Raw genomic sequence first — 25,181 nt, 5'->3', positions numbered from 1 at the left:
CCCAGCCCCTCATGACCACGCACAACCGCAGTTCCGTCCCCCTGGTGCTCACCGACGAGGTGGCCGCCGCACTCGCCGACGGCGACCCCGTGGTGGCCCTGGAGTCCAACGTCATCACCCACGGACTCGCCTACCCCGACAACGCCGCCACCGCCCGCAAGGTCGAGCAGGCCGTACGGGCCGGCGGCGCGGTGCCCGCCACCATCGGTGTCGACGGCGGACGGATCCTGGTCGGGATGACCGACACGGACATCGAGCGGTTCGCCTCGACCCCGGGCATCCCCAAGGTCAGCAGCCGCGACCTGCCGGTCGTCCTCGCCACCGGCGGCACGGGCGCCACCACCGTCGCCTCCTCGCTGGTGGCCGCCGAACTCGCCGGCATCACCTTCTTCTCCTCCGCCGGCATCGGCGGCGTCCACCGCGGTGCCGAGACCACCATGGACATCTCCTCGGACCTCGTCCAGTTCACCCGCTCCAAGACGGCCGTGGTCTGCGCGGGCGCCAAGAAGATCCTCGACCTCGGCCTCACCCTGGAATTCCTGGAGACCCACTGCGTCCCGGTCATCTCCTACGGCTCCGACGACTTCCCCGCCTTCTACTGCCGCTCCAGCGGACTGCGCGCCCCGCACCGCCTGGACGACGAGACCCGTATCGCGCGCGCCGTCGACGCCCACTGGGCCCTCGGCAACCCCGGCAGCGTCCTCGTCACCACCCCCACCCGCCCCGAGGACGCCATCGACGGCGACGACATCGAGGCCGCTATAGCCGAGGCGCTGCGCGGCGCCGAGGCGGACGGGGTGCGCGGCGCCGCCGTGACCAAGTACGTGATGCGGGCCGTGGACCGCGCCACCGAGGGCCGCTCCGCCACCGCCAACATGGCCGTCCTGGTCAACACCGCCGAGACGGGCGGCCGGCTCGCCGCCGCCCACGCCCGACTGCGACGCGAGGAGAACTCATGAACACCGCCGCGACGACGAAGCGAGCAGAGATAGCCATGACCCTCGTGGCCGTGTTCGACCTGGACGGAACGCTCGTGGACACCCCGCGCGCGATCGTCGAGACCTTCACCGCGGCCTTCGAGGCGCTCGGCGAGAGCCCCCGCCCCGAGGACGAGGTACGGGCCACCATCGGTCTGCCGCTGGAACAGGCGTTCGCCAAGCTGCTCGGGGTGCCGCAGGACGACCCCCGGGTCGGAGAGGGCGTGACGCGCTACCAGGAGGCGTTCCGCACCGTCGTCCTGCCCCGCGCCCGCTCCCTGGTCTTCCCCGGCGTCGTCGAGGGCCTGGCCGACCTCCAGGACCACGGCCTGCAACTCGCCGTGGCCACCAGCAAGTTCCACTCCAGTGCCGACGCCCTGCTCACCGCGGCCGGGCTGCGCGACCGCTTCGACGTGCTGATCGGCGCCGACGACGTCACCCACCCCAAACCGCACCCCGAGCCGGGCCTGACCGTCCTCGACCTGCTGGGTGCTCTTCCCGGGCAGGCCGTGATGGTGGGCGACACCACCCACGACCTGAAGATGGCACACGCGGCAGGCATCCGCTCGGTCGCGGTCACCTACGGGGTGCACGGGCGCAGCGAACTCGACGCGGCCCGGCCCTCGTTCACCGCCGACACCTTCACCGAGGCGGTGGACTACATCACCGGTGTGCTGCCGGGCGACGGCGTGGTCGACACCCTCCTCGACGACCGGACCCACCACATCGAGTTCAACGGCCACCTCACCAACCATGTGAAGCACGCCGTCGTAGCCCTCGCCGGGCTCGGCATGACGCCCGAGCGCATCAAGGCCTACCACGACAGCTACATCGCGATGACGCCGTACGGCTGCGCCGTCGAACCCGCGAGGCCCCCGCAGCGGACCCTCGACGACGACACATGGCTCGACCTCCTCGGCCGGCGCGAGGACTGGGCGGCGTACTGCGCGTTCTTCGAGCGGCGCGAGCAGGAACTCGGGATGCCCGAAGTGCTGCGCCGCTATGTCCCGGCGCTGCTGCCCGGCTGGGCCGGGGCGCTCCAGCACGCCGCCATCCACCTGGGCTGGGCCCTGGACGCGGGCAACCGCCGGATGGCCGTCGAGGGCCTTGCCTACCTCGCCTACGCCTACGTCGACTGCCACCCCGAGCGGGGCGCCGCTCAGGACGAGCACACCGAGGAACAGCCGCTGGACTCACTGCTGCGCATCGCCGCCCACTGGGACGCGCACCAGCCTCAGCTCGGCTCGTGGGTGGAGGCGCAGGTCGGCGACACCTCCGCCGCCTCGGCCGGTGTCCACCCGGAACTGCTCAGGTCCGGCCTCCAGTCCCGGATCGCCCGGATGCTCGCCACCGGCCACCCGCTGATGTACGACCTCCCCGGCTGGACCGACGCCGAGGACCCGGCGGACGCCTGGGGCCGGCTCGCCTATGTGGTCACCCTTCTCTACCTGGCCGAACCGGGCGACTTCCTCCTGCTGCACCTCGTCACCGCCCTGCACGCGATGCGGACCCTCTCCGACGCCCTGCCCGCAGAGCAGCGCCCCGCGGTGGTGCGGGCCTACTGGACCGGCATCCTCGGCGTGCTCTTCTCCCGCGCCCACTTCGCGACCCCCGCCAAGCTCAAGGCCCTCGACGCCCTCTTCACCACGGCCACGGACGACCCGTCCGACCCGCACTGGCAGCGCGAGTGGGACTGGCACATCGCCCGCGCCGTCGAGGAGGAGGAAGAGCACAACCCCAAGCTCGTCTATGTGATGCGCGACCTGTGGCACCGCTCGGGCGGACTGTCCGTCTACCGCGTCGCCGCGGGCCAGTTCACCGCCACCCCCGAACTTCCCCCCACCTTCGACCAGCCGCCGGCCGACTGACATCCCCCTCGCACGGAAGGACCAAGACCCGACATGACCACCGCACTCGACCACACCGCCTGGACCGGCCCGGCGCCCGCCCCCTCCATCGAGAGCCACCTCGGCCGCAGCGTCCATCTGCTCCCCCAGACCGACCAGTTGCGTGCCCTGCACACTGTTGTCCGCGACCGTGACGCGAGCCGCCAGGACTTCGTCTTCCACGCAGGCCGCATCATCCGCCTGCTCACCGAAGCCGCCCTCGACCTCCTGCCCTTCGAGCCCTACGACGTGACCACCCCGGTCGGCGCCACGTACCACGGACTGCGCTTCACCCGCGGCCTGGTCGGCGTGCCCATCATCCGCGCCGGGGAGAGCATGGAGGCCGAACTGCGGGCGGTGATCCCGGGCCTGAGGATCGGCAAGATCCTCATCCAGCGCGACAGGACCACCAAGCTCCCGCACCTGTACTACCGGGCGCTCCCCGACGACATCGCCGACCGCCATGTCCTGCTGCTCGACCCGATGCTGGCGACCGGCGGCACCGCGGTGGCCGCGATCGAACTGCTGCTCGAACTCGGTGTGCCCGAGGAGCACATCGTCTTCGTCACCTTCATCACCGTGCCGGAGGGCATCGCCGCGGTGTGCGACCGCTTCCCCGGGGTGCGGATCGTCACCTCCGCCATCGAGGAACGCCTCAACGAGAACGCGTACATGATCCCGGGCATCGGCGACTTCGGGGACCGGTACTTCGGGACGGACCGGTAGCGGCATACGGCGCAGAGGGGCCCGGGCGGGAGACACCGGCCGGGCTCCCGCGCGGCGTACGGCGTGCCGGTCACCCGGCCGCGGCGGGCGGCAGCCGGTCGTGGGCGAGGAGCCCGAACGTGGTGGCGGGCGCGAGCCGTTCGCCCAGCGCCTGGAGCGCCCCCGACTGGGTCGACCAGTAGCGCCGTAGCTCCACCCCGCGGAACGCCGGCGCGAGGAGGTCCCGCAGGGCCTGTTCGTCCACGCCCTGTCTGACGACGTGGTACTCCGCCATGTCCGCCTCGTTCGTCTCGTCGTAGCGGCCGCGCAGCCGGCGTACCCGGGTGGCCAGCCCACGCCGCAGCTCGCCCTGGCCGAGCCGCCACAGCAGATAGGCCCCGCGGTCCAGGTTCATGGAGAGCGCCGATCTGCGCGGGTACCACAGCGGGTCCTGGATGCTGAAGAAGGCCCCGCCCGGCACGACGCGCCGGACGAGATGCTCCACGGCGCCCAGGTAGTCCGGGATGTGATGCAGCACGGAGATGCACACCACGGCGTCGAGCGGCTCCTGACGGAAGACCTCCTCGCCCTCCGCGTCGTGGACGACGGTGACACGGGGATTGTGGCGGAAGCGGTGCCGCAGGACGGCCGCGCTGGGCGCGCTCATCTCCGTCACCCGCACCTCGGCACCGGCGGCCACCAGATGGTCGGTGAACGTCCCGTGCCCGGCGCCGACCTCGAGGACCCGGCACCGGCCGTTGCGCTCGACGACCTGGCCCACCAGACCGTGCAGGCCCGAGATCACCTGCTCGCGGATGCGGTGGTGCCGGATGTGGGGAGAACCCTTCGCATAGTCATGGCCCTGGCCGTGAGCGCGTTCCTGGAGGTGCCCGATCGTGGGACTGCTCAAGGCGTCGGTCGGGGTGTCCGTCAAGGTGTCCGTCATACGGGGAAGCTATGGCCGGGATCCGCTGCGGCGCCGGGTCCACGGTGCCGGGGAGAGCAGATTTCACACGTCCGGACGCGCGCGCCTCCCGGCCGGCCGCCGCGCCCAGTGGGCGGCGGTGAGGGCGACGAACCGGGTGTTGCCCACCGCGTAGCGCAGGAACATCCGGCGCGGCTCCTGGACCAGCCGGTGGAACCACTCCAGACCGGAGCGCCGCATCCACTGCGGCGCCCGGCTGCGCAGCCCCGCCACCACGTCGAACGACCCGCCGACACCGACCACCAGACCGCATCCGAGGTCCTGCTGACGGTGGGCCAGGAAGTACTCCTTGCGAGGGCTCGGCACGGCGAGGAACAGGATGTCCGGACGGGCCGCGCGGACCGCCGCCACCACCTCGGGCTCCTGGTCGTCGTCCCAGTAGCCGTCGCGGTGACCGACCACCTCGACACCCCGGTTCGCGGCGAGCCGCGCGGCCGTCTCGACCACCGGCCGCTCGGCGCCCAGGAGATACACGCGATACCCCTTGCGGGCGGCGCGGTCCCACAGCGCCAGCATGAAGTCGATGCCCGCGACCCGCTCCGGCAGCGGACTTCCCAGCAGCCTGCCCGCCCAGACGACCGACTGCCCGTCGGCGTTGACGAGCGAGCACGAGCGGATGATCCGGGCCAGCTCGGGGTCGTCGTGGGCCTGCACCACCTTGGCGGCGTTCAGCACCACGTGCTGGTGACCGCGGCCGTCCGCGATCAGCGCCTCGGCGGCCGCCACGGACTCGCGCAGGGTGAGAGGGTGCACGGGCAGCCCGCACACCGTCACAGGCGGGCGAAGCCCCGACGGCCGCGCCGGCCGGTCGTGCTCCCGGATTCCAGGTCTGGTCACGCTCTTCCTCCGTTCGTTCGCCCTCCCCACCGATGGTCAGAAATCCGACCCCCGCCAGATCTTGGAGAAGCCGTCCCTGACCGTGTCAGGGTCGTAGAGCGGCCGGATCTCCTCCCACGCCTTCTGCTGACGGCTCCGGACGCCGTCGATGTCGGCCAGGCACCGGGTCAGGAACGCGGTGACCGAGGCGACACCGCCGTCGATGCGCTCCACACAGCCCCGCTCGAACAGTTCGGCGCTGCCGGGCGACCAGGTCGCGGCCACGGCACAGCCCGACTGGAGACTTTCGAGCAGGACGAAGGGAAGCCCCTCCGCCCACCGGGCGGGCAGCACGAAGACATCGACCCCGGACCAGAACGAACCGACCTCGTCCGGCTCCAGAACGCCGAAGTCCTCGTCCACGCACGCCATGACCTGCGGCGGTACGTCGCTGCGCATCCCCGCCACCGAGAAGGAGACGGGGGCGCCGTTCCCCTTCAGCCCGGCCACCGCGTCGCAGACGATGTCGAAACCCTTGCTCCGGTGCATCGTGCCGAGCCAGCCGATGCGCAGAGGCCCCGCGGAGTCCGGCGGGCGCGGTGGCGCGGATTGTGTGGGCGCGGGGTTTCTGATCACCCGCACGGACGCTGTCCTGCAGCCGGACGCCCTGATGTCGTCCGCCACTTGGTCGCTGAGCACCAGCCAGTGACCGTTCCCGAGAGCCTTTCTCAGCACCGCGCTGGTACGCAGCCGCGCGGGAAGCTGCGAGCCGTGCAGATGCAGTACGGGCGTGCAGCGGAACGCCTTGGCGATCACGGTGATGACGGTGTCCCGCAGCAGCGGCAGACCCCACTGGGCGACCGGGAGGTAGAGCGCGCCCGGCGTCCGCACCGCCAGAACCCGTACGCAGCGCGCCAGCGCGGCGGCCGTCGCGGACACCCGGGCCGGCCAGGCCGCCCTGACCCTCATCGACCCGCCGCGGTCGGCGGACAGGGAGACGACCGAGACGACCTGGCGGGACGATTCGACGACCGGGGTGAAGAATTCCGCGGCCCGCCCCATGCCGCCCAAATGGGCACTGTGCCTCAGCACCAGCACTTTCCGCTCCACCGTATTTCTGCTGCGTGTCGGCACGTCGACGCAATCTCCATCTCGTCACAAGAAAGCCGGACCGAATTCACGGCGGGAATCGTGCCCGTGATCCGGTGAAGCGGGGCTGCGCTCATGGTAGGACGGGTCGGGAACGACGAAGGGATTCACCATGGGGATGTCGGGTGCGGAATCTGTGGTGCTGGATGTTCTGTCCGCCCTTTCCGCCATCGGATTCCTGACCGTCGTTCTGGTATGTCACCGGTCCATGGTCTGGCCGCTCTGGGCGGCGGCACTGGCTCCGCTGCTCCTGTTCGACAGGGACTTCGCGAGGGTGGGTCTCGACCCGGTCTATCTTCTGGACCTCCTCGTCGTCCTGGCGCTGCTCGCGGGATCCCCGGCCTGGGCCCCACGGGTCCTCTCCGAGTCCCGGCTGCGCGGCTACCGCGCCTGCGCCGTACTGCTGGCCCTCGCCGCGACCCAGGCGGTGGTCCGCGGTGTGTGGCAGGGCTACCCGGGCGCCTTGAAGGGCAGTGTCCTCGGGCTGTACCCGCTGTTCGCCTGGGGCGCCGCGACATGGGCTCTCGGGCGGCCCGCCGAGGAGTTCCCGCGCAGGCGATGGCTTCTGTATCTGCCGGCCGCGGGCACGTTCGCGGCGGCGGCACTGGGCCGGCCGATCATGCCCGCGGCCGCGGGACTGTATCTGGCGATCGCCGGGGCCTTCGGCATGATCATGCGCGGCCGGGGGGACAACAGACTGCTGCTGTGGACACTGGCCGGGGCCGCCTGTCTCACGGCCGTGGCCGACAAACGGGGGCCGCTGCTCGCGGTGGGCGCGGCGATCGCCGCGGCCTGGCTCGCCGGACAGGCCTGCCACCGCGGCAGAGCCCAGGTGCCCGTGCTGACCCTGGGTTTCGTCGTGGTGGGCCTGGTGGCCGTGCTCGGTATGTCGGTGGCCCACCGGCAGCCCTCCGATCTGCCCGTCGTCGGCGGGCTGATGAGCAGGCTGGAGGCCGGCGAGCACGACACCGGCAGCGAGGCGGCGAACAACGTGCAGTTGCGCTACGTCATGTGGCGCGAGGCCCTCGAGGTCGCACGGTCGGAGCCGCTGACCGGAGGCGGGGCGGGCCGCCCGATCGAGGTGGTCTTTCAGGGCGCTCAGCTCGACAAGGCAGCGGCCGGTCCGCACAACTCCTTTGTCGGATACTTCTATTACCTGGGCTGGCCGGCGGGTACCGCGTTCGCGCTGCTGATCGTGGCTACCCTGTGGCGTACTTGGCGGGCACGCTCCCATCCCGTGGCGTCGGCCTGGTTCGGGGCGACCGTCGGGGTGTGTTGCATCGCCTTCACCAACGTCGCCTTCGAGACCACGTACATCGGTCTGCCGTCCTGGCTGGTCGTGGCGTGCGCCTTCGCCCTGGTCGGCGTACCGCGCACCGGGGCGCCCGCGGGTGAACCCGGCCCGGAGTTCGTCGTGGAACCCGTCGCGGCGAAGGAACCCCGCCGGGCTCCCGTCGTACGGCACAGCGCTCCGGGCGTCCTCACGCCCCGCCCGGAGGCCCGCTCGGAGGCCCGCTCGCCCCGCTGCCCGGTCGGCCCATGACACGGCGGCGGACCCGGGAGGCCGCCTGGGCCTCCCGGTGGACGGCGCCCCTGCGCGGTGAGGCGTCGCTGGCGCTGCTCGGTGTGGTGGGCGGGGCGGTCATCGCACTGCTGGGCTCACTGCTGGTGGCGAGGCTGCTGGCGCCCGCCGAGCGCGGCCGGTACGCGTCCGTCGTCGTTTTCACCACGCTCTGCCTGACCCTGCTGGAGATGGGCGGCGAGGTCGGTGTCCTGCGGCGCCTCGGGGAACGGCGGGAGGAGAGCGCGGAGTTCGCCGCCGGATACCTCGCCTGGGCGTGCCTGGTCTCCGCGGCGGTGGCCGTCGCCTCGTACACGGCGGGCGGCTGGACGCCCGGGTGGCTGCGCCCGGCGTGGCTGCTCGGGCTCTGCGCCGGTGCCGCGGTCTTCGGCGGGCTGGTGTTCCGGCTGACGACCGGGATCCTGATGAACGGCGGCAGGCTGCGTCGGCTGGTCGTGGCGCGCACCGCCGGGAACTGCGGCCCGGTCCTGGCGTGTCTCCTCTGCGCGCCCCTGGGGCCGCCCTCGGCCCTGGAGGTGGCCGCGGTGTCGTTCCTGGCCCAGACGGCGGTGAACTGCTTCCTGCTGTTCCGCCTCGAACCGGCAGGGCAGGCTCTGTCCCTCCTCCTGCGCGGCGGGCGGGACCGGACGGCGTGGCGCCGGAGCGTCGCGCTCGTCTGGCGCCGGGGCACCGTGGATCTCCACGCCCTCAACGGGGCCACCTTCGCTCTCCAGCGTTCCGATCAGATGGCCCTCTCCGTCGCCGGGGCCGACCGCACCCTCGGGATCTACGCCGTCGCCACCAATGTCTCGGAGGTGGTGAGTTACCTCCCCGCGGCGCTCTTCCCCCTGGTCGCGCGAGGACGGCCCGGCCGCCCCGTCGACCTGCGGCGCATTCTGCTGCTGCTCACCCTGTGCGTGGCGGTGTGCACGCCGCTGGCGTACTGGGCGCTGCCTCTCGTCTACGGCGAGGCGTACCGGGCGGCCCGGCCCGTGGTCCTCGTACTGGTCCCGGCCACCGGTGTGCTCGCGGTGGGGCGGCTCCTCCAGGGGGTCGAACTGCGCGACACCGGGCGGCGCCGGAGCCTCGCCGTGATCGCCGTGACGGCGGCGGTGTTCGAGTTCGCTGCCGTGTTCGCGTGCGGTACGTCGGGCCCGGTGGCGGCGGCCCTCGCGTGCACGGCGGGCTACGGCCTCTTCACCGCGTGGATCACGCTGTCCCGTACACCGTCGCCCGGGCGGCCCAGCGCCTCGACGAAGGGTGCGTCGGGACGGCAGGCGGCGAAGTTGTAGCCCCGCGTCGGGTCGGTCTTGAGCGCGGCGATCTCGCGGATCTCCAGCGGCCGGCGCCTGCCGGGGGACATGACCACCATGCCGGTATCCATGAGATGACGGCTGACCTTGCAGGCGGGGTCCTGGCCGTGGTCCTCGAACAGGAACACCACGTCCCGCTCGGCGAGCGTCCTGCCCGCGCCCTCCACCGCGGGGATCTCGGCGCCCTCCACGTCCAGCTTGACGACGACGGGTCCCGCCTCTCCCGCACCGTGCCGGGCCACCAGCGAGTCGACCGTCACGGAGGTGACGTCGAAGGACCGCCAGCCGTCCCGCCCGGCCTCGCCGTTCCGTTCGCACACCGATGCCGCCGCGTGGCTGAGATGGTGGCCGACGATGGAGAGCGGGACGTCGTCGTGATTCCACAGGGCCGCGCGGACCGCCGTGACGCCCCCGCCGTTCAGGGCGACGTTGTCGGTCAGCCGGTGGAAGGTCTCCGGGCTCGCCTCCACCGCCACCACACGCCGGGCCCGGTGCCGGGTCAGCACCGACCAGTAGCCGATGTTGGCGCCGCAGTCCAGGAGGACCGCCCGAGGTGTGAGCACCCGGCCGAGCATGTCGGCGATCTCCGGCTCGTAGACGAAACCGGGATCGAGCAGCTTCGTCCAGTAGCCGTCGTCGAGGTGAACCAGCAGGTGCGACTCCTCGCCGATCCGGACGGTGACCCGGTTGCCGGCGTCGAAGCACCCCGACAGCATCCAGGTGAGGCGCTGGACACCCCGATGGCCGACCGGCCGCGCGGCCCTGGCGAGCAGCCGCACGGCGGCCGCCTGGACACGGGCCCCTGCGCCACCGTGCACCATGACCCTGGGGGACACCGAGCGGCGCGGACGGCACCCCGGCACTCCGGGCGCGCCCCTTTCCCCCGTTCCCGCAGCGGTACGACTCATGGGCGCACGTTATCCACGAGCGGAATCACCCGGCCCGAAGGGAGCGTGCGCATACCGCCGATTCACTCGTCCGGCGTAGCGAAATCCATGGGGAAAGAGGTCCGATCGGTGGCGTTCCGGCCTTTCACCTGCGCCGGCCGGAAATCGGTCTGACACCATGACGGCGAGCTGGATCGCCCACCGAAAAGGAATTCACCAGGTGTTCTCCACTGTCTGTGTGGTCGGCCTCGGCTATATCGGTCTGCCCACCGCCGCCGCGCTCGCCGGGAACGGCATCGACGTCATCGGCGTCGACATCGACCCCCTCACCGTCGCGCACGTCAACGGCGGCCGCGCCCCGTTCGCCGAACCGGATCTGGCGGCGGCCGTCGCCGACGCCGTGTCCGCGGGGCGGCTGCGCGCCACGGGCGCGCCCGAGCCCGCGGACGCCTTCGTCGTCGCCGTCCCCACCCCGCTCCAGGGGGACCGCACCGCGGACCTGTCGTACGTCCGGGCGGCGGCGGCGTCCGTGGCGACGGTGCTCAAGTCGGGGGACCTCGTCGTCCTCGAGTCGACCTCGCCCCCCGGCACCACGGTCGAGCTGTCCCGCGTGCTGGCCGCCCACCGACCCGACCTGACGTTCCCCCACGAGACGGCCGACACACCCGATGTGCGGGTCGCCCACTGCCCCGAACGTGTCCTGCCGGGCCGGGCGATGACCGAGATCGTCACCAACGACCGGGTCGTCGGAGGTGTCACGGCGGGCTGCGCGGAGCGGGCGCGCACGCTCTACGACGTCTTCGCCAAGGGGGAGTGCCTGCTCACCGACGCCACGACGGCGGAGATGGCCAAGCTCAGCGAGAACGCCTTCCGCGACGTCAACATCGCCTTCGCCAACGAACTCTCCGCGGTCTGCGACCACATCGGCGTCGACGCGGGCGAGGTCATCGCGCTGGCCAACCGTCACCCCCGCGTCGGCATCCTGCGCCCCGGGCCGGGCGTCGGCGGTCATTGCGTCGCCGTGGACCCCTGGTTCGTCGTCGGCGCGGCACCCCGGCAGGCCCGGCTCATCCGGACCGCCCGCGAGGTCAACGACCACCGGCCGACTCACATCCTCGACGAGATCACGCGGACGGCCGGGCGGTTCAACGACCCCGTCATCGCCTGCCTCGGACTGGCCTTCAAGGCGAACATCGACGACCTGCGGGAGAGCCCCGCCCTGCACATCGCCACGGAGCTGGCCGGGCGGCGGACCGGTCGGCTGCTGATCGCCGAGCCGCACATCGCGGAGCTGCCCCCCTCACTGGCCGGGGCGAGCGGCGCCGAACTCGTCGACGCCGCCACCGCCGTGCGTGACGCGGACATCGTCGTCCTGCTCGTGGACCACGACGCCTTCCGAGGCGTCAGACGCACCGCACTGCGCGGCAAGGCCGTCTTCGACACGCGCGGTTTCTGGAGCTGAGGGCGGTCCTCCGCGGGCCCGGTGCGGCTTCAGACCCGCGGAGGCGCGTGCCAGGGCCCGCGTCCGCGGCATGGTCCCAACACCTAAACCGCGCCGAACTCCGCGGGGCGTCCGCACAGCCCCATCCAGTGCCCGATCGCCGCTACGGTGCGTTCCGCGGCCCGCCCGTCGCCGTACGGGTTGACGGCCCTCGCCATCGCGGCGTACGCCTCCCGGTCGTGCAGCAGGCGCCGTACCTCCTTGACGATGCGCTCGCGGTCGGTGCCCACCAGACGGGAGGTGCCCGCCCGCACCGCCTCGGGACGTTCGGTGGTGTCCCGCATGACCAGCACGGGCTTGCCCAGCCCCGGTCCCTCCTCCTGGATGCCTCCGCTGTCGGTCAGGATGAGGTGGGCGCGGTTCATCAGCCGGGCGAACGCCCCGTAGTCCAGCGGTTCCGTGAGCAGGACGTTGCCGAGACCGTCGACCTGGGGCAGGATCGCGGCCCGCACCACCGGGTTGGGGTGCAGCGGGAGCACGACGAGGAGGCCGGGCTCGGCCCGGGCCAGATCGGCGAGCGCGCGGCCGATGGACTCCATCGCGCCTCCCCACGACTCCCGGCGATGGGCCGTCACCAGCAGGACCCGGCGGGCGGTGTCGTCGAGTCCTGCCAGCGCCGGGTCCCCGTACGGCGCGGCGTGCGCGACCGCCCGGTGCAGGGCGTCGACGACCGTGTTCCCGGTGACCACGACGGAGGACGCCGCGACACCGTCCCGCAGCAGGTTGTCCCGGGCGTGCCGGGTCGGCGCCAGATGCAGCGACGCCAGCTGGGTCGCGAGCCGGCGGTTGATCTCCTCGGGGAACGGGGAGTACCGGTCGTGGGTGCGCAGCCCCGCCTCCAGATGGACCACGGGCACCCGGCTGTAGAACGCGGCCAAGGCACCGGCGAACGCGGTCGTGGTGTCCCCCTGGACCAGCACCGCTTCCGGGCGCTCCCGCCGCAGCAGCGGGCACAGCCCGTCGAGGACGCGCACGGTGATGTCGGAGAGGGACTGGCGCTCGCTGAGGATGTCCAGATCGTGCTCGGCGTCGATGCTGAACAGCGCGTGCACCTGGTCGAGCAGTCCGCGGTGCTGGGCGGTCACCGTGACCGTCGGCCGGAACAGGGGGGACCGGTCGAGTGCCTCGATGACGGGCGCCATCTTGATGGCCTCGGGCCTCGTCCCGTAGACCACCATCAGTCGCTTCACCCGAATCTCCTTCCGGGCGGGCGCCGGACCGCCGCCGGGGGCGGCCTCCCTCGACGGCCGTGGACTCCCGGAGCGCGGGAACGCCCGCCGGGCATCAGGGAAGCGGTCACGACCGATCGATCGGGCCAGGCCAGAGGCGTTTTCACCCGACCGCATGGAGATGTTCGCCCGTCCGGTCCGTTCCGCGGGAACGACGGGAGGCATTCCGGATCGCGCTGTCTACAGTGCGCGGCGGGTCGTGGTCCCCGCCCGTCGAGGTCGCCCGCCAGGCATCCCGCAAGGGCCCCCGCAAGGCATCCCGCCAAGACCTCCCGCCAACGCCTCCCGAAAAGGCAGGAAATGAAAACAGTGCTCCTGTCCCCGCGCACCGGCGCCGTCACGGTGGGAGAGATCCCCGCCCCCGAGACCGCGCCCGGCACGGTGGTGATCCGCAACGACTGGTCGCTCATCAGCGCGGGCACCGAACGGGCCACCGTCTCGACCGGCGCGCAGAGCCTGCTCGGCAAGGCACGGCAGCGGCCCGACCAGGTGGCCCAGGTGCTGGACAGCGTCAAGCGCACCGGTCTCGCCGAGACCTGGCGCACCGTCCAGGACCGCCTAGACCGCCCGGTGCAGCTCGGCTACTCCTGCGCGGGCACCGTCCTGCACACCGGCGAAGGCGTCGACGACATCCGCCCCGGTATGCGGGTGGCCGCCGCCGGGGCCCGCTACGCGTCGCACGCGGAGATCGTCGCCGTGCCCCGCAACCTCGTCGTCCCGGTGCCGGACGGTGTGGACACCCGGTGGGCCGCTTTCGCGACGGTCGGCGCCATCGCGCTCCACGGCATCCACCAGGCCGAGGCCGTGCCGGGCTCCCGGATCGCCGTCATCGGCCTCGGCCTGGTCGGGCAGATCACGCTCCAACTGCTGCGCACCTACGGGTACGACGCGCTCGGCATCGATCCCGACCCCGCCATGGTGGCGCTCGCCTCAGCGGCGGGGCTGGCGGCCTTCTCCCGTGATACGGACCGCCTGCCCGACGCCGTGTCCCGGCACTGGGGCGGCACCGGCGCCGACGCGGTGCTCGTCACCGCCGCCACGTCCAGCGCCGACCCCGTCGAGTTCGCCGGCCGTCTCGCCCGGGACCGCGCCACCGTGGTGGTCGTCGGCGATGTCGCCGTGACGCCACCACGATCGTCGTACTACCACAAGGAACTGTCGGTCCGTTACGCCCGCTCCTACGGCCCCGGCCGCTACGACCCCCGCTACGAAGAGGGCGGCCACCCCTACCCCGAGGGCTACGTCCCCTGGACCGAGCGGCGCAACCTCGCCGAGGTGCTGCGGCTCCTGGCCACCGGCGCCGTGGACTTCGCCCGGCTCCGGCCGCGGGTCTTCCCCGTCGAGGAGGCGGCCGACGCCTACGAGGCGCTCAAGCCGTCATCCGCCGGCCGCAGCGTCGCCCTGCTGCTGCGCTACGCCGGAACCGCGCAGCTCCCGCCCCCGCCCGCCCCGTCCGCCCTGTCCGCGGCCCCCCGCGCCTGGACAGCAGCCCGGGGCACGGCACGCTTCGCGGCGATCGGCGCGGGCAACTTCGCGACCCGGACACTCTTCCCGGCGCTGCGGCGGGAACCCGGCGCCGCCTTCTCCTGGGTCGCCGGCGGGCGCGGCCTGTCCGCCGCCCACCAGGGCCGCCGCTGGGGTTTCGGCACCGTCGCGGACAGCGTCGAGACCGGGCTCGCCTCGGGTGACGCGGACTGCGTGATGGTGCTCAGCCGCCACGACAGCCACGGCGCGTATGCGGCGCGGGTGCTGCGCGGCGGCACCGCCCTGTACTGCGAGAAGCCGCTCGGCCTCACGGAGCCGGAACTGGAGGACCTCGCCGACGCCTGGCTGGCCTCCGGCGCCCCGGCGATGGCCGGGTTCAACCGCCGCTTCGCCCCCGCCGTACGGGACCTGCGTGCGGCGCTTCCCCCGGGCGCGCCCCTCCAGATCGTGCACCGGGTGTTTGCGGGGCGGCTCCCGGCGGACCACTGGTACTTCGAGCCACGGCAGGGCGGACGGCTGCTCGGCGAGGTGTGCCATTTCGTCGACACCGCGGGCTTCCTCGTCCCCGGCCGGCCGGTCGGCGTGCGGGCGCTCGGCACGGACACCGGGAACCCGGCCACCGCGCAGAGCGTCACCCTCCAGATCATGTACGACGACGGGTCGACCGCCTCCGTGGTGTACGGAGGGCTGACCCCGCCGGGCGCTCCCAAGGAACTCCTTGAGGTCGCCGCCGACGGTGTGGCGGCCCGGATCGACGACTTCCGCTCGCTCACCGTGTGGAAGGGGGGCCGGGCGGCCGTCCGGAAGTACCGGGGCGGCCCGAAGGGACACGCGGCCGAGATGAGCTGCCTGGTCCGTCTCGTCCGCGACGAGACGCTCGACGCGGAGAGCGCTGCCGCCGCCGACTTCGCCTCGGCGCTGTGGAGTTCGCTCGTCACCTGCCGTGCGGCCCGCTCGCTCACCGAGGACCGGCCGGTGTCGTGCGCCCCCGCCACACCGGCTCTCGCCAGGGCACTGGGGTGTCCGCCTCCCGGCCCCGATGACGAGAGCGCACCGGAGCCGGACGGAGTGGCAGCGCACCCGGCCGACGCACCGCTCCCGGCGGGCTAACGGGCGGCCGTTGCCGGTGACACCGCCTCGGCCCGGCAGGGGTCCGGCAGGTCGGTGTGCAGGGCGGTCAGCGCGTCCAGCAGGGGAGCGGCGCTCCACCGGGGCGACTCCCACAGCGCGCGGTTCCGTACGGAGCCGGGCCGCCGCACCCCCGCGCCGAGCCCTCGGTGTTTGCCGATCCCTGGGTAGTTGTCGATGACAGCCGCCAGCACTTCCCCCGGGAAACCTGCCCGCACGAACCCGTGCCGGGCCGCCCACGCCGCCGTGCGTACCGCCGTCGCGTCGTTGTTCGGGTCCCGTCTGCCGCTCGCGCCGTCCGCGAAGTAGCGGGGCAGGGGCCCGTCGAACAGATGCCGCAGCCAGTACTCTGTGCCCCGTTCGAGAGGGCGCCCGACATCGATGCCGAGCAGCCGTCCCACCTGCTCCAGGCGCAGCAGCACATACCCGGTGTGGAAGCCGTCCACCCAGCCCAGTCGCGGACCTCGGCCGTACGGCCACGAGCCGTCGGGGTGCTGGCCGCCGAGACTCACCTCGGCGGCACCGCGGGCGGCCTCGGCCAGGCGCTCCGCCGTCCCGGTGGGCACCGTCCCCGTGCGGGCCAGCCGGGCGGCGAGCGCGGCGCCCATGAGGTTGGCGTTGTGGACGAGGACGCTGCTGGTCGGTGTGTAGGTGAAGAAGTCGCCGTTGTGCAGGTGCTCCAGCAGGCCGTCGGCGAGCGAGCGGACCGCGTCGTCACCGAGCGTCCCGGTGTCCAGGCAGCCGTCCGCGCAGAATGCGGTGGCCACCAGGTTGGGCACGGAGGCGGGGTAGTACGCCCAGCGGGTCTGCACGTCGAACTCGTAGCGCCACAGCCCGGCGAAACGCCCGGTCAGCTGCTCGGCGGCGGTCAGCCGGCCCAGCCGCAGCGCGCGCTCGCGCCACATGGGGGACGCCGTGAGCCGGGCACAGGCACCGGCCGCCGTACCGGTCGCCGTGGCGGTGCGCAGAGGACGGATGCGCAGGACCGGACGCAGGTCGAACCGGCTGCGCTTGACGGACTGAAGCAGTGCCTGCCGCAGCACCCGGTGCCCGGCCAGCCGCCCCAGCGGGCCGGTCAGCCCGTCGTACGGGTCGGGGCCCGCCCAGTCGCGGGCGTCGGCCCAGCGGAACAGCCGGTCGGCGAGGGTGAGGACGTCCGTGGTCCCGCCGGACGGGGTGAGGCGGTCCTCCGGTTGCCCGGAGCGGTCGAGGGACGAGTGGCCGGCGGGGGTCAGGGGCGGCATGCGGTCTCCGAGTCGGTCGGTGGGTGGCTGCGTCGGTGTCCGGCCGCTGGCGGTGGCTCAGTACGCGCCCCGGCCCGTGACGACGGCTCCCACCGTCCGGCACAGCACCTCGAGGTCCACCGACGGCGACCAGTTGTCCACGTATCCGAGGTCCAGGGCGACTGTCTCGTCCCAGGAGAGGTCGGAGCGGCCGCTGATCTGCCACAGTCCGGTGAGCCCCGGCTTGACGGCCAGTCTGCGCCGCTCGACCTCGTCGTAGCAGGCGGCCTCGTCGGGCAGTGGCGGGCGCGGACCGACCAGGGACATCTGGCCGCACACGACGTTGAACAGCTGCGGCAGTTCGTCGAGCGAACAGCGGCGCAGCACCCGGCCGACCGTGGTGACACGCGGATCGCGGCGGATCTTGAACATCCGGCCGTCCTGCTCGTTGGCGGCAGCCAGCCGCTGCCGGAGCTGCTCCGCGTCGGCGACCATGGTGCGGAACTTGGCCATGGTGAACGGCTTGCCGTCGCGGCCGATGCGGATCTGCCGGTGTACCACGGGGCCCGGGGAGTCCAGCCGTACGACCAGGGCCACCGCTACGAACACCGGGGCGAGCAGCACGATCAGCACGGCCGCGCCCAGCCGGTCCGTCACCGACTTGAGCAGGGCCGCGAGTCCCCGTTCCAGCGGTGGGGCCACGTTCAGCAGGGTGAGCCCGGCGGCGGAGCCGACACCCACCCGGCGCCCCGCCACCTCCGTGAGGCCGGGCACCAGCAGGAGCGGGCGTTCCTCGCCGTGCAGGGCCCACGAAAGCCGCCGCAGCCGTGTCCCGGTCAGACGGGGGCCCGGTACGACGAGGACGACATCCACGCCGAGCCGCCGGGCCGCCTCCAGCACCGGTCCGGAGTCGGCGGACGGCAGTCGCGGTGTCTGCCCGGCGAGGCGGGCGGCGAGGGGGGTCTGACCGTGCGGGGCCTCATCGCCCACCGGGCACACTCCGACGACGGCGAGGTCGTGGTCGGTTCGGGACGCCAGATGGCTCACCAGACCGTCGACGGCGGCCGCCTCGCCGATGACCAGGGCGCGGCGCAAGGCCAGGCCGTCACAGCGCCGGGCGACCAGGTGACGGTGGATCAGGTTCCGTGCGAGGGCGCTCGCCGGGGCGCAGGGCACCAGGGCGGCCAGCGCGACGGGGAACGGCGACTCCTCGCCGGTCGCCGCCCGTACCACCGCGAGCAGTCCGATCAGCACCAGCCAGTCCCGCAGCGCGGGACCGAGTCCGTCGCGCTCGCGCCCGCCGTGCTCGCGGTAGCGGTCGCGCGCCGCGCGCACCAGCAGCCAGGCCCCGGCCGCCACCGCCGCGTAGGCCGCGGCACGGGTGCCGCCGGTCAGCTCGAAAGCCGCGTAGACCGGTACGGCGGCACCGGCGGCGTCGCAGGCGACGACGGCGGGCACGTACCGGACGCGCCTGCCGTTCCGGCGCTCGGTCCGCCTCCGGTCCGGGGCGGCATGTGGCTGTGCGGGCACCGCCCCTGACACCTGGGGCACTGTCTCCCCGTACGGCCGCATCCGCCCTCCAAGAACCCTCAAAAGGGACGACTCGAGTGTGGTGGGCTTTCCATGGACTTCGGGTGCGCGACGCTGGGCGCCGGGCAACTCTCACCCGATGGGAAGAGCCCTTGCCGTCCGCACATGCGGAATATGCGGAATACGCGGACTGTCGTGGGCGCAGGGGCCGGAGCACCGCGCGGCTCAGGAACGGCACGTGCCGTCCGGTTCCGTCACGGCCCGCAGGGGTCTGGTCAAGGCCTGCGGGAGGACAGCGGGGGCCCGGTCCGTGCCCGGCTCCAGCAGATGCAGCACCAGGGTGCGGCGGGAGCGCGCGGGCAGCTCCAGGTCCAGCGTGTAGACGGGGTGCCCGCGCTCGACATCGGGCGTCAGCTGCACGGGGCGGCCGTCCAGTTCGGCGCCCGTGAGGCCCGCGCCGACGCTCGCGTAGTACGACACCAGGAGCCGGTTGTCGCCCGGCCGGGTGCGGTAGGACGGGTGGTCCTCCCGCAGCGTGACATAACCGGGCAGACCGGAGCGCGGGGCGTCGTTGGCCAGGGACACCGTCGCGGTGACCCGGTGAGTGCCGCCGGAGCAACCGTCCGCCCTCCAGGTGAGGCCGCGGTCGAGGTAGTAGTCCAGCTTGGAACCGGCCGCGTTGTTCACCACCAGACCGGCGAACGGTCCGGGCGTGTCCGGGAGCATGCCCGCCCAGGGCCGTGTCCCGATCAGCCGCTGCTCCGCGGTGTGGGTGCTCCACACCTTGAGCCGTCCGTCCCGCTGGGCGCCGTCCGTCGCGACGAGCAGACCGGGCAGCAGCCGGGAGTCCTCGGTGGCGGCCATCAGCCGTACGGCGGCGGCGCGGGCGGCGTCGACGAAGAACGCCTTGCGCCGGGCGACGTCGTCGTACATCGCGTAACTGGCCCGCTCGGTGAGGTCCACGGCGTCGGCGGCGGTCAGCTCGGTCCCGTCGGTCGTGCGGGCCGGACCGGTGACCGCCAGGAACCGGGCCAGCGCGGCCGGATCGACGGCGATCACCCCGTCCACCCGCTCACCGGTGTGCTCCTGCCATGCCGACGCCCAGATACGGGCCGCGTAGGGGAAGTGCGGGCTCATACCGGAGTTGGCCCATACCCGGGTCGGCTCGGCGATGCCGTAACGGGCCGTGAAATCGGTCCCCAGATCGACGTCCGCCTTGGCCGTGGCCATCTCGGTGTTGTTGCCGAACCGTTCGAAGGACAGCTTGCCCCTGTCGGCGCGCAGTACGGCGAAGGCCCCGGGAACGCCTCCGGTGCCGCGTGCCTCGGCGATGTTCTGGAACGCGACGAAGTACCGCCGCTCCCCGTGCGAGCCCAGCATGGAGGGCAGGACGCGCGCCGAGACGGAGGCGTCGGACATCACCGGGGCGAGCCGGTCGAGTTGCCGCACCAGTACGGCGCGGGCCCGGTCGGCCGCCGGGAGCCAGCCGGACCGCGGCAGCCCGTGCACGTCGGCCCGCACCTCGCCGGCTACCCGGTCGGCCGCCACGATGTCCGGCGCGTGCTTCCCCAGCGCGGTCAGCGCCTCGGACATCCCGCCCCTGCCGTCCTGCGCGGTCCGGGGCAGGACCTGCGCCAGCGGCGTCAGCACATCCCCGGTCAGCCGTTCGGCCGCGTACGCCGCGCCGCGCACGGTCCGTGCGGGGTCGCCCAGCCAGGGCAGCAGGGCGGCGGAGTACCAGGCCGGGCCGGTGGTGAGGGCGTGCGCCCGCGCGGCATGGGCGGCGGCGGAGCGCACCGCCCGCTCCCGCTCCCCGGGCGAGCCGGGTGTCTGAGCGGTGGCGGAGCCGGACGCCGGTGTCACCGATCGCCGCAGGGTTTCCAGGTCCCGCTGGGCGTCGAGCAGCTCAGAACGGGCGAGCAGCCCGGTGACCCCGATCCAGACGGCTCCGGCGAGCGGGAGCGCCGCTGTGGCGAGCAGGGCGGTCCTGAGCGCGCGACGACGGCGTGGCGTCCCGTCGCCGGGGCGGGCCGCCGCGGGCATGGGGACGGCGTCCCGGCCGGGGCCGGGACGCCGCGGGAGCGCCGTACGGGGGTCGTGCACCGTCATGAACGGCGGCGACGCACGGCCAGCAGGGTTCCGCCGCCCGCCGTGACCAGCCCGGCTGCGGTGCCGCCGAGCGCCAGGGCCTTCGTGCCGTCCTGCTTCGCGAGGTCCGTGCGGCCTGCGGTGCCGCCCGGCTTGTCGTCGGAGGTGTCGCTGCCCGACCTGGTGGTCGCGCGCAGCACCGTGATGTGCGCGGCCAGGGCGCGGCCGTGGTCGCCGATGACCCGGAAGAGGTGATGGCCGGGGCGGGTTCTGGCAGGGATGGTCACGGTCCCCGTCACCGTCCCGTGGTTGTCGGCCCGGAAGTGGCCCAGGACGACCGGGTACGACTGAAGCACGACGGTGACCCGCTGGAAGGGCAAGAACCCCGTGGCGGTGAAACTCACGGGGTCCCCGGCCTCCACCACGGTGGCGCTGAGGGTCAGCGTCCCGGGCCGCGGGGGATAGGGCTGCCTGGGTGTCGTCACCTGCGACACCTGGGCCGACGACTGGTCCTGTGCATGGGCCGTCTGGGCCCCGACGATCGGTCCGGCGACAAGCGCGGCAGCCGACGCTGCCGATGCCAGAACGACACGCCATCCGGGCGATGACGTCATCTCGTTCACTCTCCTCGATTGCGGTCCCTGCCAGGTAGCGGCGGCGGCCGTTTGGGGATCTGGGCAACGGGATCTGGATACATGGAATAAACGAGACATATCAACATCATGTGGGTCGGTGTCGGCTGGAACGCGGCGAATGGTGCAGTGCCTCCCACGCACGGGTTATGCGGGTCCCGCGGACGGCCGGGCGGTGGGCATCGCCGGATGAGTTCGGCGGGCCGGTGTGGGGTGGCTTCCCGGGATGAGGCGCGCGAGTCCCTATCTTCGGTTCCGCAAAGGGAACAAAGCATCCCAGGTCGGATGGTTCCCCCGGTGCTATGAGGGGTGCAGCTTGGATCTCCGCGGATTCCTGAAGGCTCTTGCCAGACGCTGGCCGACCGTCCTGGTCTGCCTGGTGCTCACGGTCGGGGCGGCGCTCGCCGCGACATTCCTGAGCACCCCGCTCTACGAGGCGAAGACCCAGCTCTTCGTCGCCACCCGCACCGGTGAGGACACCGCCCAGCTCAACCAGGGGCAGAGCTTCTCGCAGGCGCGTGTGCAGTCGTACGCCGCGATCGTGACCACCCGTCAGGTGACCGTGCCCGTGGTGCGGGAGCTCGGCCTGCGCATCACTCCGGAGGAACTCGCCTCCCGGATCACCGCGAAGGCCCCGGTCAACACCGTGCTCATCGACATCACCGTGCAGGACACCGGACCGAAACGGGCGGCGCGCATCGCCAACGCCGTGGCGCGTCGCTTCGGCGCGGTCGTCGAGACCCTGGAGGCGCCGAGGAGCGTGACCGGCCGGGGGCCGTCCGCAACCGGCACGGCGAAGCCGCCCGCCTCGCCCGTCTCCCTGGGCGTCACCGAGGAGGCCGTCGCCCCCGCCGCCCCGGTCTCGCCCCGCCCGCTGCTGAACCTGGCCGCCGGGGTGCTCGCCGGGCTGCTGCTCGGCGCCGGGGCGGTCGCCCTGCGCGAGACGCTCGACACCACGCTCAAGACGAGCGAGGCACTGGCCGAGTTCACCGCCCTGCCGGGCCTCGGCACCATCCCCTACGACAGGACCGCCCCCCGCCGCCCGCTCATCACCGCCGACGGCCACTCCAAGCGTGCCGAGGCGTTCCGCAAGCTGCGCACCAACCTTCAGTTCTCGCAGGTCGACGACCGGCCCCGGATCATCGTGGTGACGAGTTCGGTGCCCGGCGAGGGCAAGACCAATACCGCGGTGAACCTCGCCCTCTCGCTCGCCGAGGCGGGCGTGACCACCTGTCTGGTCGACGCCGATCTGCGCCGCCCCTGCGTGGCCCCGGCCTTCGGTCTCGTCCAGGACGCGGGACTGACCACGGTGCTCATCGGCCGGGCCGGCATCGAGGACGTGATGCAGCAGGCCCCCGGCCACCTCGCCGTGCTCACCAGCGGCGCCGTACCGCCCAATCCCACCGAACTGCTCGCCTCCGCGCGCATGGCGGAGGTGCTGCGCGAACTGGCGGACACCTACGAGGTGGTGATCGTCGACACCGCGCCCCTGCTGCCGGTCGCCGACACGGTCGGACTCGCCTCGCTCGCTCAGGGCGCGCTGCTCGTCGTCCGCGCTGCGAGCACCCGCCGGGAGCAGATCCGTACGGCCGCGCAGTCGCTGGACCAGGTGGGCGTCCGGGTCCTCGGCACCGTCTTCAGCATGGCCCCGCTCCCCAAGGGCGACCCCTACGGCGCCTACGGTCAGTACGGCGAGCTGCCGGCCCCCCGCCCGTCGGCCCAGCGGGAGGAGGCCGCCACGACCACGGGGACATGTGGCGCGGCCGAGGAGTGAACCGCGTCCTGTTCGTCTGCACCGGCAACGTCCACCGCTCGGTGCTCGCCGAACGGCTCCTCACCGCCCGGCTCCCACCGGGCGCGCCGGTGCACCCGGAGAGCGCCGGGACCCGGACACGGCCCCGCCCCGGCATGGAGGCCGCCACCAGAACGGCACTGGAACACCTGGGCGGCGACGGCTCCGGCTTCGCCGCCCGCCCGCTCACCGCACGGCTGGTGACGGAGGCCGCCCTGGTTCTCGGACTCGCCCGCGAGCACCGGGAGGCGGCGGTGCGGCTGGCGCCGGGGGCGCTGCGGCGCTGCTTCACCCTGAAGGAGTTCGTACGGCTGGCGGAGGACGACCACATGGGCCCACGGCCCGTGACCGGCTTCGACGCGGTGGTCGCGGCCACGGCCGCCCGCCGGGGCGTCGTCGCCCCGGTTCCGCCGGGCGACGACGACATCACCGACCCGTGGGGGAGGCCCGACGCCGAACTCCACGCATGCGCCCGCGAGATCGACGGGACGGTGCGCGTGCTTGCCGCGCTGCTGAGCGGCCCTGGGCCCGCCGTCCAGGTGTGTCGGACGCCCGGCTCGGGGCACCGGGAGACGTGAGCGTCCCTCGGCCGAAGCCGGAAGTCCGGAAGTCCGGAAGTCCGGAAGTCCGGAAGACAGGGAGGCCGGAGGGCCGGAGAGGCAGGACCCGTATGAAGCCACGCGGCGGACCGGGGGAGACGTACGACGGGCGGCACCGGCCGTCGGCACCGGGCCCCGGCGAGGCCGCCGTACCGTCCGGCGGCGACGCCCGCCGGAGGGTGCCGCGGACCGACGCCCTGCTGCGGGACCCGCGACTGGCCGAGGCAGCCGGGCGGCTCGGGGCGTCCGTCGTCAAGGCCGCCGTACGGGAGGCGCAGGAGCGGGCGCGGGCCGGACAGGTGCCTCCGGAACACGTCGCCGACGAGGCGGCCGCCCTGCTCCCGGACACCGCCGGCGGGCTGCGTACGGTGCTCAACGCCACCGGAGTGCTGCTGCACACCAACCTCGGCCGGGCACCCCTGTCGGCCGCGGCACGGCACGCGGTGGCCGAGGCCGCCGGGCCGACGGACGTGGAACTGGACCTTGCCACGGGCGTACGGGCCCGCCGCGGGCGTACGGCACTGCGGGCACTGTGCGAGAGGGTGCCGTCCGCGGAGGCGGCGCACGTCGTCAACAACGGCGCCGCCGCGCTGGTCCTGGCGGCCACGGCGCTCGCGGCGGGCAAGGAGATCGTGGTCGGCCGGGGGGAACTGGTGGAGATCGGGGACGGCTTCCGGCTGCCGGACCTGCTGGCCTGCACGGGCGCGCGACTGCGCGAGGTAGGGACGACGAACCGTACGACCGCGACCGATTACGCCGCCGCGATCGGCCCGGACACGGGCTTTGTGCTGAAGGTGCACCCCTCCAACTTCCGCATCACCGGTTTCACCGGCACCCCGGACGTGCGGGAACTCGCCGCCCTCGGCGTCCCCGTCGTCGTGGACATCGGGTCCGGGCTGCTCGCCCCGCACCCCCTGCTGCCGGACGAGCCGGACGCCGAGAGCCGGCTGCGGGCAGGGGCCTCGCTCGTCACCGCCAGCGGCGACAAACTGCTCGGCGGCCCGCAGTGCGGGCTGCTGCTCGGTGAGGAGTCGCTGGTCCGTGCCCTGTCCCGGCACCCCCTCGCCCGCGCCCTGCGCGTCGACAAGCTGACCCTCGCCGCCCTGGAGGCCACGCTCACCGGCCCGCCCACCCCGACCGCCGAGGCACTGGCCGCCGACCCCGCCGCACTGCGGGCCCGCGCCGACCACCTCGCCGCCCGGCTCCGGGCGGACGGGCTCGACGTACGGGCCGTGGACAGCGACGCCACGGTCGGCGGAGGCGGCGCACCCGGCGTGACGCTGCCCAGCGCGGCACTGTCCCTGCCCGAGCCGTTCGCGGCCGCCTTGCGCACGGGACGCGTCCCCGTCGTCGGACGGCTGGAGGCGGGGCGCTGCCTGCTCGACCTGCGGGCGGTGCCGCCAGGGGACGACGGCCGCCTGACGGACGCGGTCCGCGCCGCGGCGGCGTCCGCGGGGGCGGGCGCCATAGGGAACGACGTGCCAGGTGCGGCGGCTGAGGCCCGGCGTTCTGGGGCGGACGGTGGGGAGCGTTCGGTGGCGTCCGATGCTGCGGGGGATGGAGCGGCCCGGGAGGTGGGTGAGGCCGTGTGGTCGACGGGAGCCGGAACGGCCCGTGCGGCGGTGTCCGCGGGGGCGGGCACGGCGGGGGACGACGTGCCGGGTGCGGAAGCCGACGTGCCGGGTGGAGCGGCTG

18 protein-coding genes and 1 pseudogene are annotated in these 25,181 nt (G+C 73.4%); 10 read left to right on the top strand and 9 right to left on the bottom strand.

The genetic code is table 11. The annotated features are described in order from the left end of the window. The first annotated feature begins 11 nt into the window (after positions 1–11). From ACSYGN_RS37595 to upp, 3 genes are read left to right on the top strand one after another with little or no spacing between them, the layout of a single operon-like run. Positions 12–959 (top strand): pseudouridine-5'-phosphate glycosidase, encoded by a 948-nt coding sequence (locus ACSYGN_RS37595; protein WP_460404682.1) that lies wholly within the window; start codon positions 12–14, stop codon positions 957–959. Next, on the top strand, positions 956–2,845 hold the full coding sequence (locus ACSYGN_RS37590; protein WP_460404680.1) for an HAD-IA family hydrolase: 1,890 nt from the start codon (positions 956–958) through the stop codon (positions 2,843–2,845). The genes ACSYGN_RS37595 and ACSYGN_RS37590 overlap by 4 nt, the downstream gene beginning before the upstream one ends. Positions 2,846–2,878: 33 nt before the next feature. Further along, a complete protein-coding gene (gene upp / locus ACSYGN_RS37585) occupies positions 2,879–3,589 on the top strand; it encodes a uracil phosphoribosyltransferase (protein WP_460404678.1) in 711 nt (236 codons plus the stop codon). A gap of 70 nt (positions 3,590–3,659) precedes the next feature. Here upp and ACSYGN_RS37580 read toward each other — a convergent pair whose 3' ends face one another. From ACSYGN_RS37580 to ACSYGN_RS37570, 3 genes are all read right to left on the bottom strand, one after another. Continuing rightward, on the bottom strand, positions 3,660–4,514 hold the full coding sequence (locus ACSYGN_RS37580) for a class I SAM-dependent methyltransferase (RefSeq protein ID WP_460404676.1): 855 nt from the start codon (positions 4,512–4,514) through the stop codon (positions 3,660–3,662). A gap of 63 nt (positions 4,515–4,577) precedes the next feature. Continuing rightward, positions 4,578–5,390, bottom strand: a complete 813-nt coding sequence (locus ACSYGN_RS37575; RefSeq protein ID WP_460404674.1) for a WecB/TagA/CpsF family glycosyltransferase — start codon at positions 5,388–5,390, stop codon at positions 4,578–4,580. Between the two features lie 36 nt (positions 5,391–5,426). Beyond that, complete coding sequence (locus tag ACSYGN_RS37570; RefSeq protein WP_460404672.1) at positions 5,427–6,461, bottom strand: glycosyltransferase family 4 protein; 1,035 nt, start codon at positions 6,459–6,461, stop codon at positions 5,427–5,429. Between the two features lie 265 nt (positions 6,462–6,726). On the opposite strand from ACSYGN_RS37570, the gene ACSYGN_RS37565 reads away from it, so the two are divergent. Both ACSYGN_RS37565 and ACSYGN_RS37560 read left to right on the top strand, forming a co-directional pair. Beyond that, complete coding sequence (locus ACSYGN_RS37565; protein ID WP_460404670.1) at positions 6,727–8,061, top strand: O-antigen ligase family protein; 1,335 nt, start codon at positions 6,727–6,729, stop codon at positions 8,059–8,061. After that, positions 8,058–9,371, top strand: coding sequence for a lipopolysaccharide biosynthesis protein (locus ACSYGN_RS37560; RefSeq protein WP_460404668.1), 1,314 nt, complete (start codon positions 8,058–8,060; stop codon positions 9,369–9,371). Before ACSYGN_RS37565 ends, ACSYGN_RS37560 begins: the two co-directional genes overlap by 4 nt. Here the strand turns inward: ACSYGN_RS37560 and ACSYGN_RS37555 are convergent. Continuing rightward, positions 9,266–10,213, bottom strand: coding sequence for an FkbM family methyltransferase (locus ACSYGN_RS37555; protein WP_460404666.1), 948 nt, complete (start codon positions 10,211–10,213; stop codon positions 9,266–9,268). The genes ACSYGN_RS37560 and ACSYGN_RS37555 overlap by 106 nt on opposite strands. A gap of 286 nt (positions 10,214–10,499) precedes the next feature. Here ACSYGN_RS37555 and wecC point away from each other — a divergent pair, with 286 nt between their 5' ends. Beyond that, positions 10,500–11,741, top strand: a complete 1,242-nt coding sequence (gene wecC / locus ACSYGN_RS37550; RefSeq protein WP_460404664.1) for a UDP-N-acetyl-D-mannosamine dehydrogenase — start codon at positions 10,500–10,502, stop codon at positions 11,739–11,741. Positions 11,742–11,824: 83 nt separating this feature from the next. Here the strand turns inward: wecC and wecB are convergent, their stop codons facing one another. Further along, positions 11,825–12,970, bottom strand: coding sequence for a non-hydrolyzing UDP-N-acetylglucosamine 2-epimerase (gene wecB / locus ACSYGN_RS37545; protein WP_460404662.1), 1,146 nt, complete (start codon positions 12,968–12,970; stop codon positions 11,825–11,827). Between the two features lie 339 nt (positions 12,971–13,309). Here wecB and ACSYGN_RS37540 point away from each other — a divergent pair, with 339 nt between their 5' ends. After that, positions 13,310–15,604 (top strand): bi-domain-containing oxidoreductase, encoded by a 2,295-nt coding sequence (locus ACSYGN_RS37540; RefSeq protein ID WP_460404660.1) that lies wholly within the window; start codon positions 13,310–13,312, stop codon positions 15,602–15,604. Here the strand turns inward: ACSYGN_RS37540 and ACSYGN_RS37535 are convergent. The 4 genes from ACSYGN_RS37535 to ACSYGN_RS37520 all read right to left on the bottom strand — a co-directional run bounded on the left by ACSYGN_RS37535 (position 15,601) and on the right by ACSYGN_RS37520 (position 20,948). Continuing rightward, positions 15,601–16,866: a hypothetical protein gene (locus ACSYGN_RS37535; protein WP_460404658.1), complete on the bottom strand. Its 1,266-nt coding sequence runs from the start codon at positions 16,864–16,866 to the stop codon at positions 15,601–15,603. The genes ACSYGN_RS37540 and ACSYGN_RS37535 overlap by 4 nt on opposite strands. A 57-nt stretch (positions 16,867–16,923) precedes the next feature. Beyond that, positions 16,924–18,375 carry a sugar transferase gene (locus ACSYGN_RS37530; RefSeq protein WP_460404656.1) on the bottom strand — a complete coding sequence of 484 codons (1,452 nt, stop codon included), beginning with the start codon at positions 18,373–18,375 and terminating at the stop codon, positions 16,924–16,926. 225 nt (positions 18,376–18,600) lie between these two features. Next, on the bottom strand, positions 18,601–20,484 hold the full coding sequence (locus ACSYGN_RS37525; protein ID WP_460404654.1) for a DUF4012 domain-containing protein: 1,884 nt from the start codon (positions 20,482–20,484) through the stop codon (positions 18,601–18,603). Continuing rightward, complete coding sequence (locus tag ACSYGN_RS37520; protein WP_460404652.1) at positions 20,481–20,948, bottom strand: hypothetical protein; 468 nt, start codon at positions 20,946–20,948, stop codon at positions 20,481–20,483. Before ACSYGN_RS37520 ends, ACSYGN_RS37525 begins: the two co-directional genes overlap by 4 nt. Before the next feature lie 463 nt (positions 20,949–21,411). Between ACSYGN_RS37520 and ACSYGN_RS37515 the strand changes: the two genes are divergently transcribed. The 3 genes and pseudogenes from ACSYGN_RS37515 to selA all read left to right on the top strand — a co-directional run. Further along, entirely contained in the window at positions 21,412–22,869 is a 1,458-nt protein-coding gene (locus ACSYGN_RS37515; RefSeq protein ID WP_460404650.1) for a tyrosine-protein kinase domain-containing protein, read from the top strand. Then, entirely contained in the window at positions 22,866–23,465 is a 600-nt protein-coding gene (locus ACSYGN_RS37510) for an arsenate reductase/protein-tyrosine-phosphatase family protein (RefSeq protein ID WP_460404648.1), read from the top strand. The genes ACSYGN_RS37515 and ACSYGN_RS37510 overlap by 4 nt, the downstream gene beginning before the upstream one ends. 92 nt (positions 23,466–23,557) lie before the next feature. Next, positions 23,558–24,937, top strand: a pseudogene (selA, locus tag ACSYGN_RS37505) (L-seryl-tRNA(Sec) selenium transferase); the annotation flags it as partial. Positions 24,938–25,181: the final 244 nt, after the last annotated feature.

It is taken from the genome of Streptomyces sp. YIM S03343 (assembly GCF_054729195.1).
The sequence above is the reverse complement of the archived record's forward strand: the minus strand, read 5'-3'. Positions and strand labels throughout refer to the sequence as shown.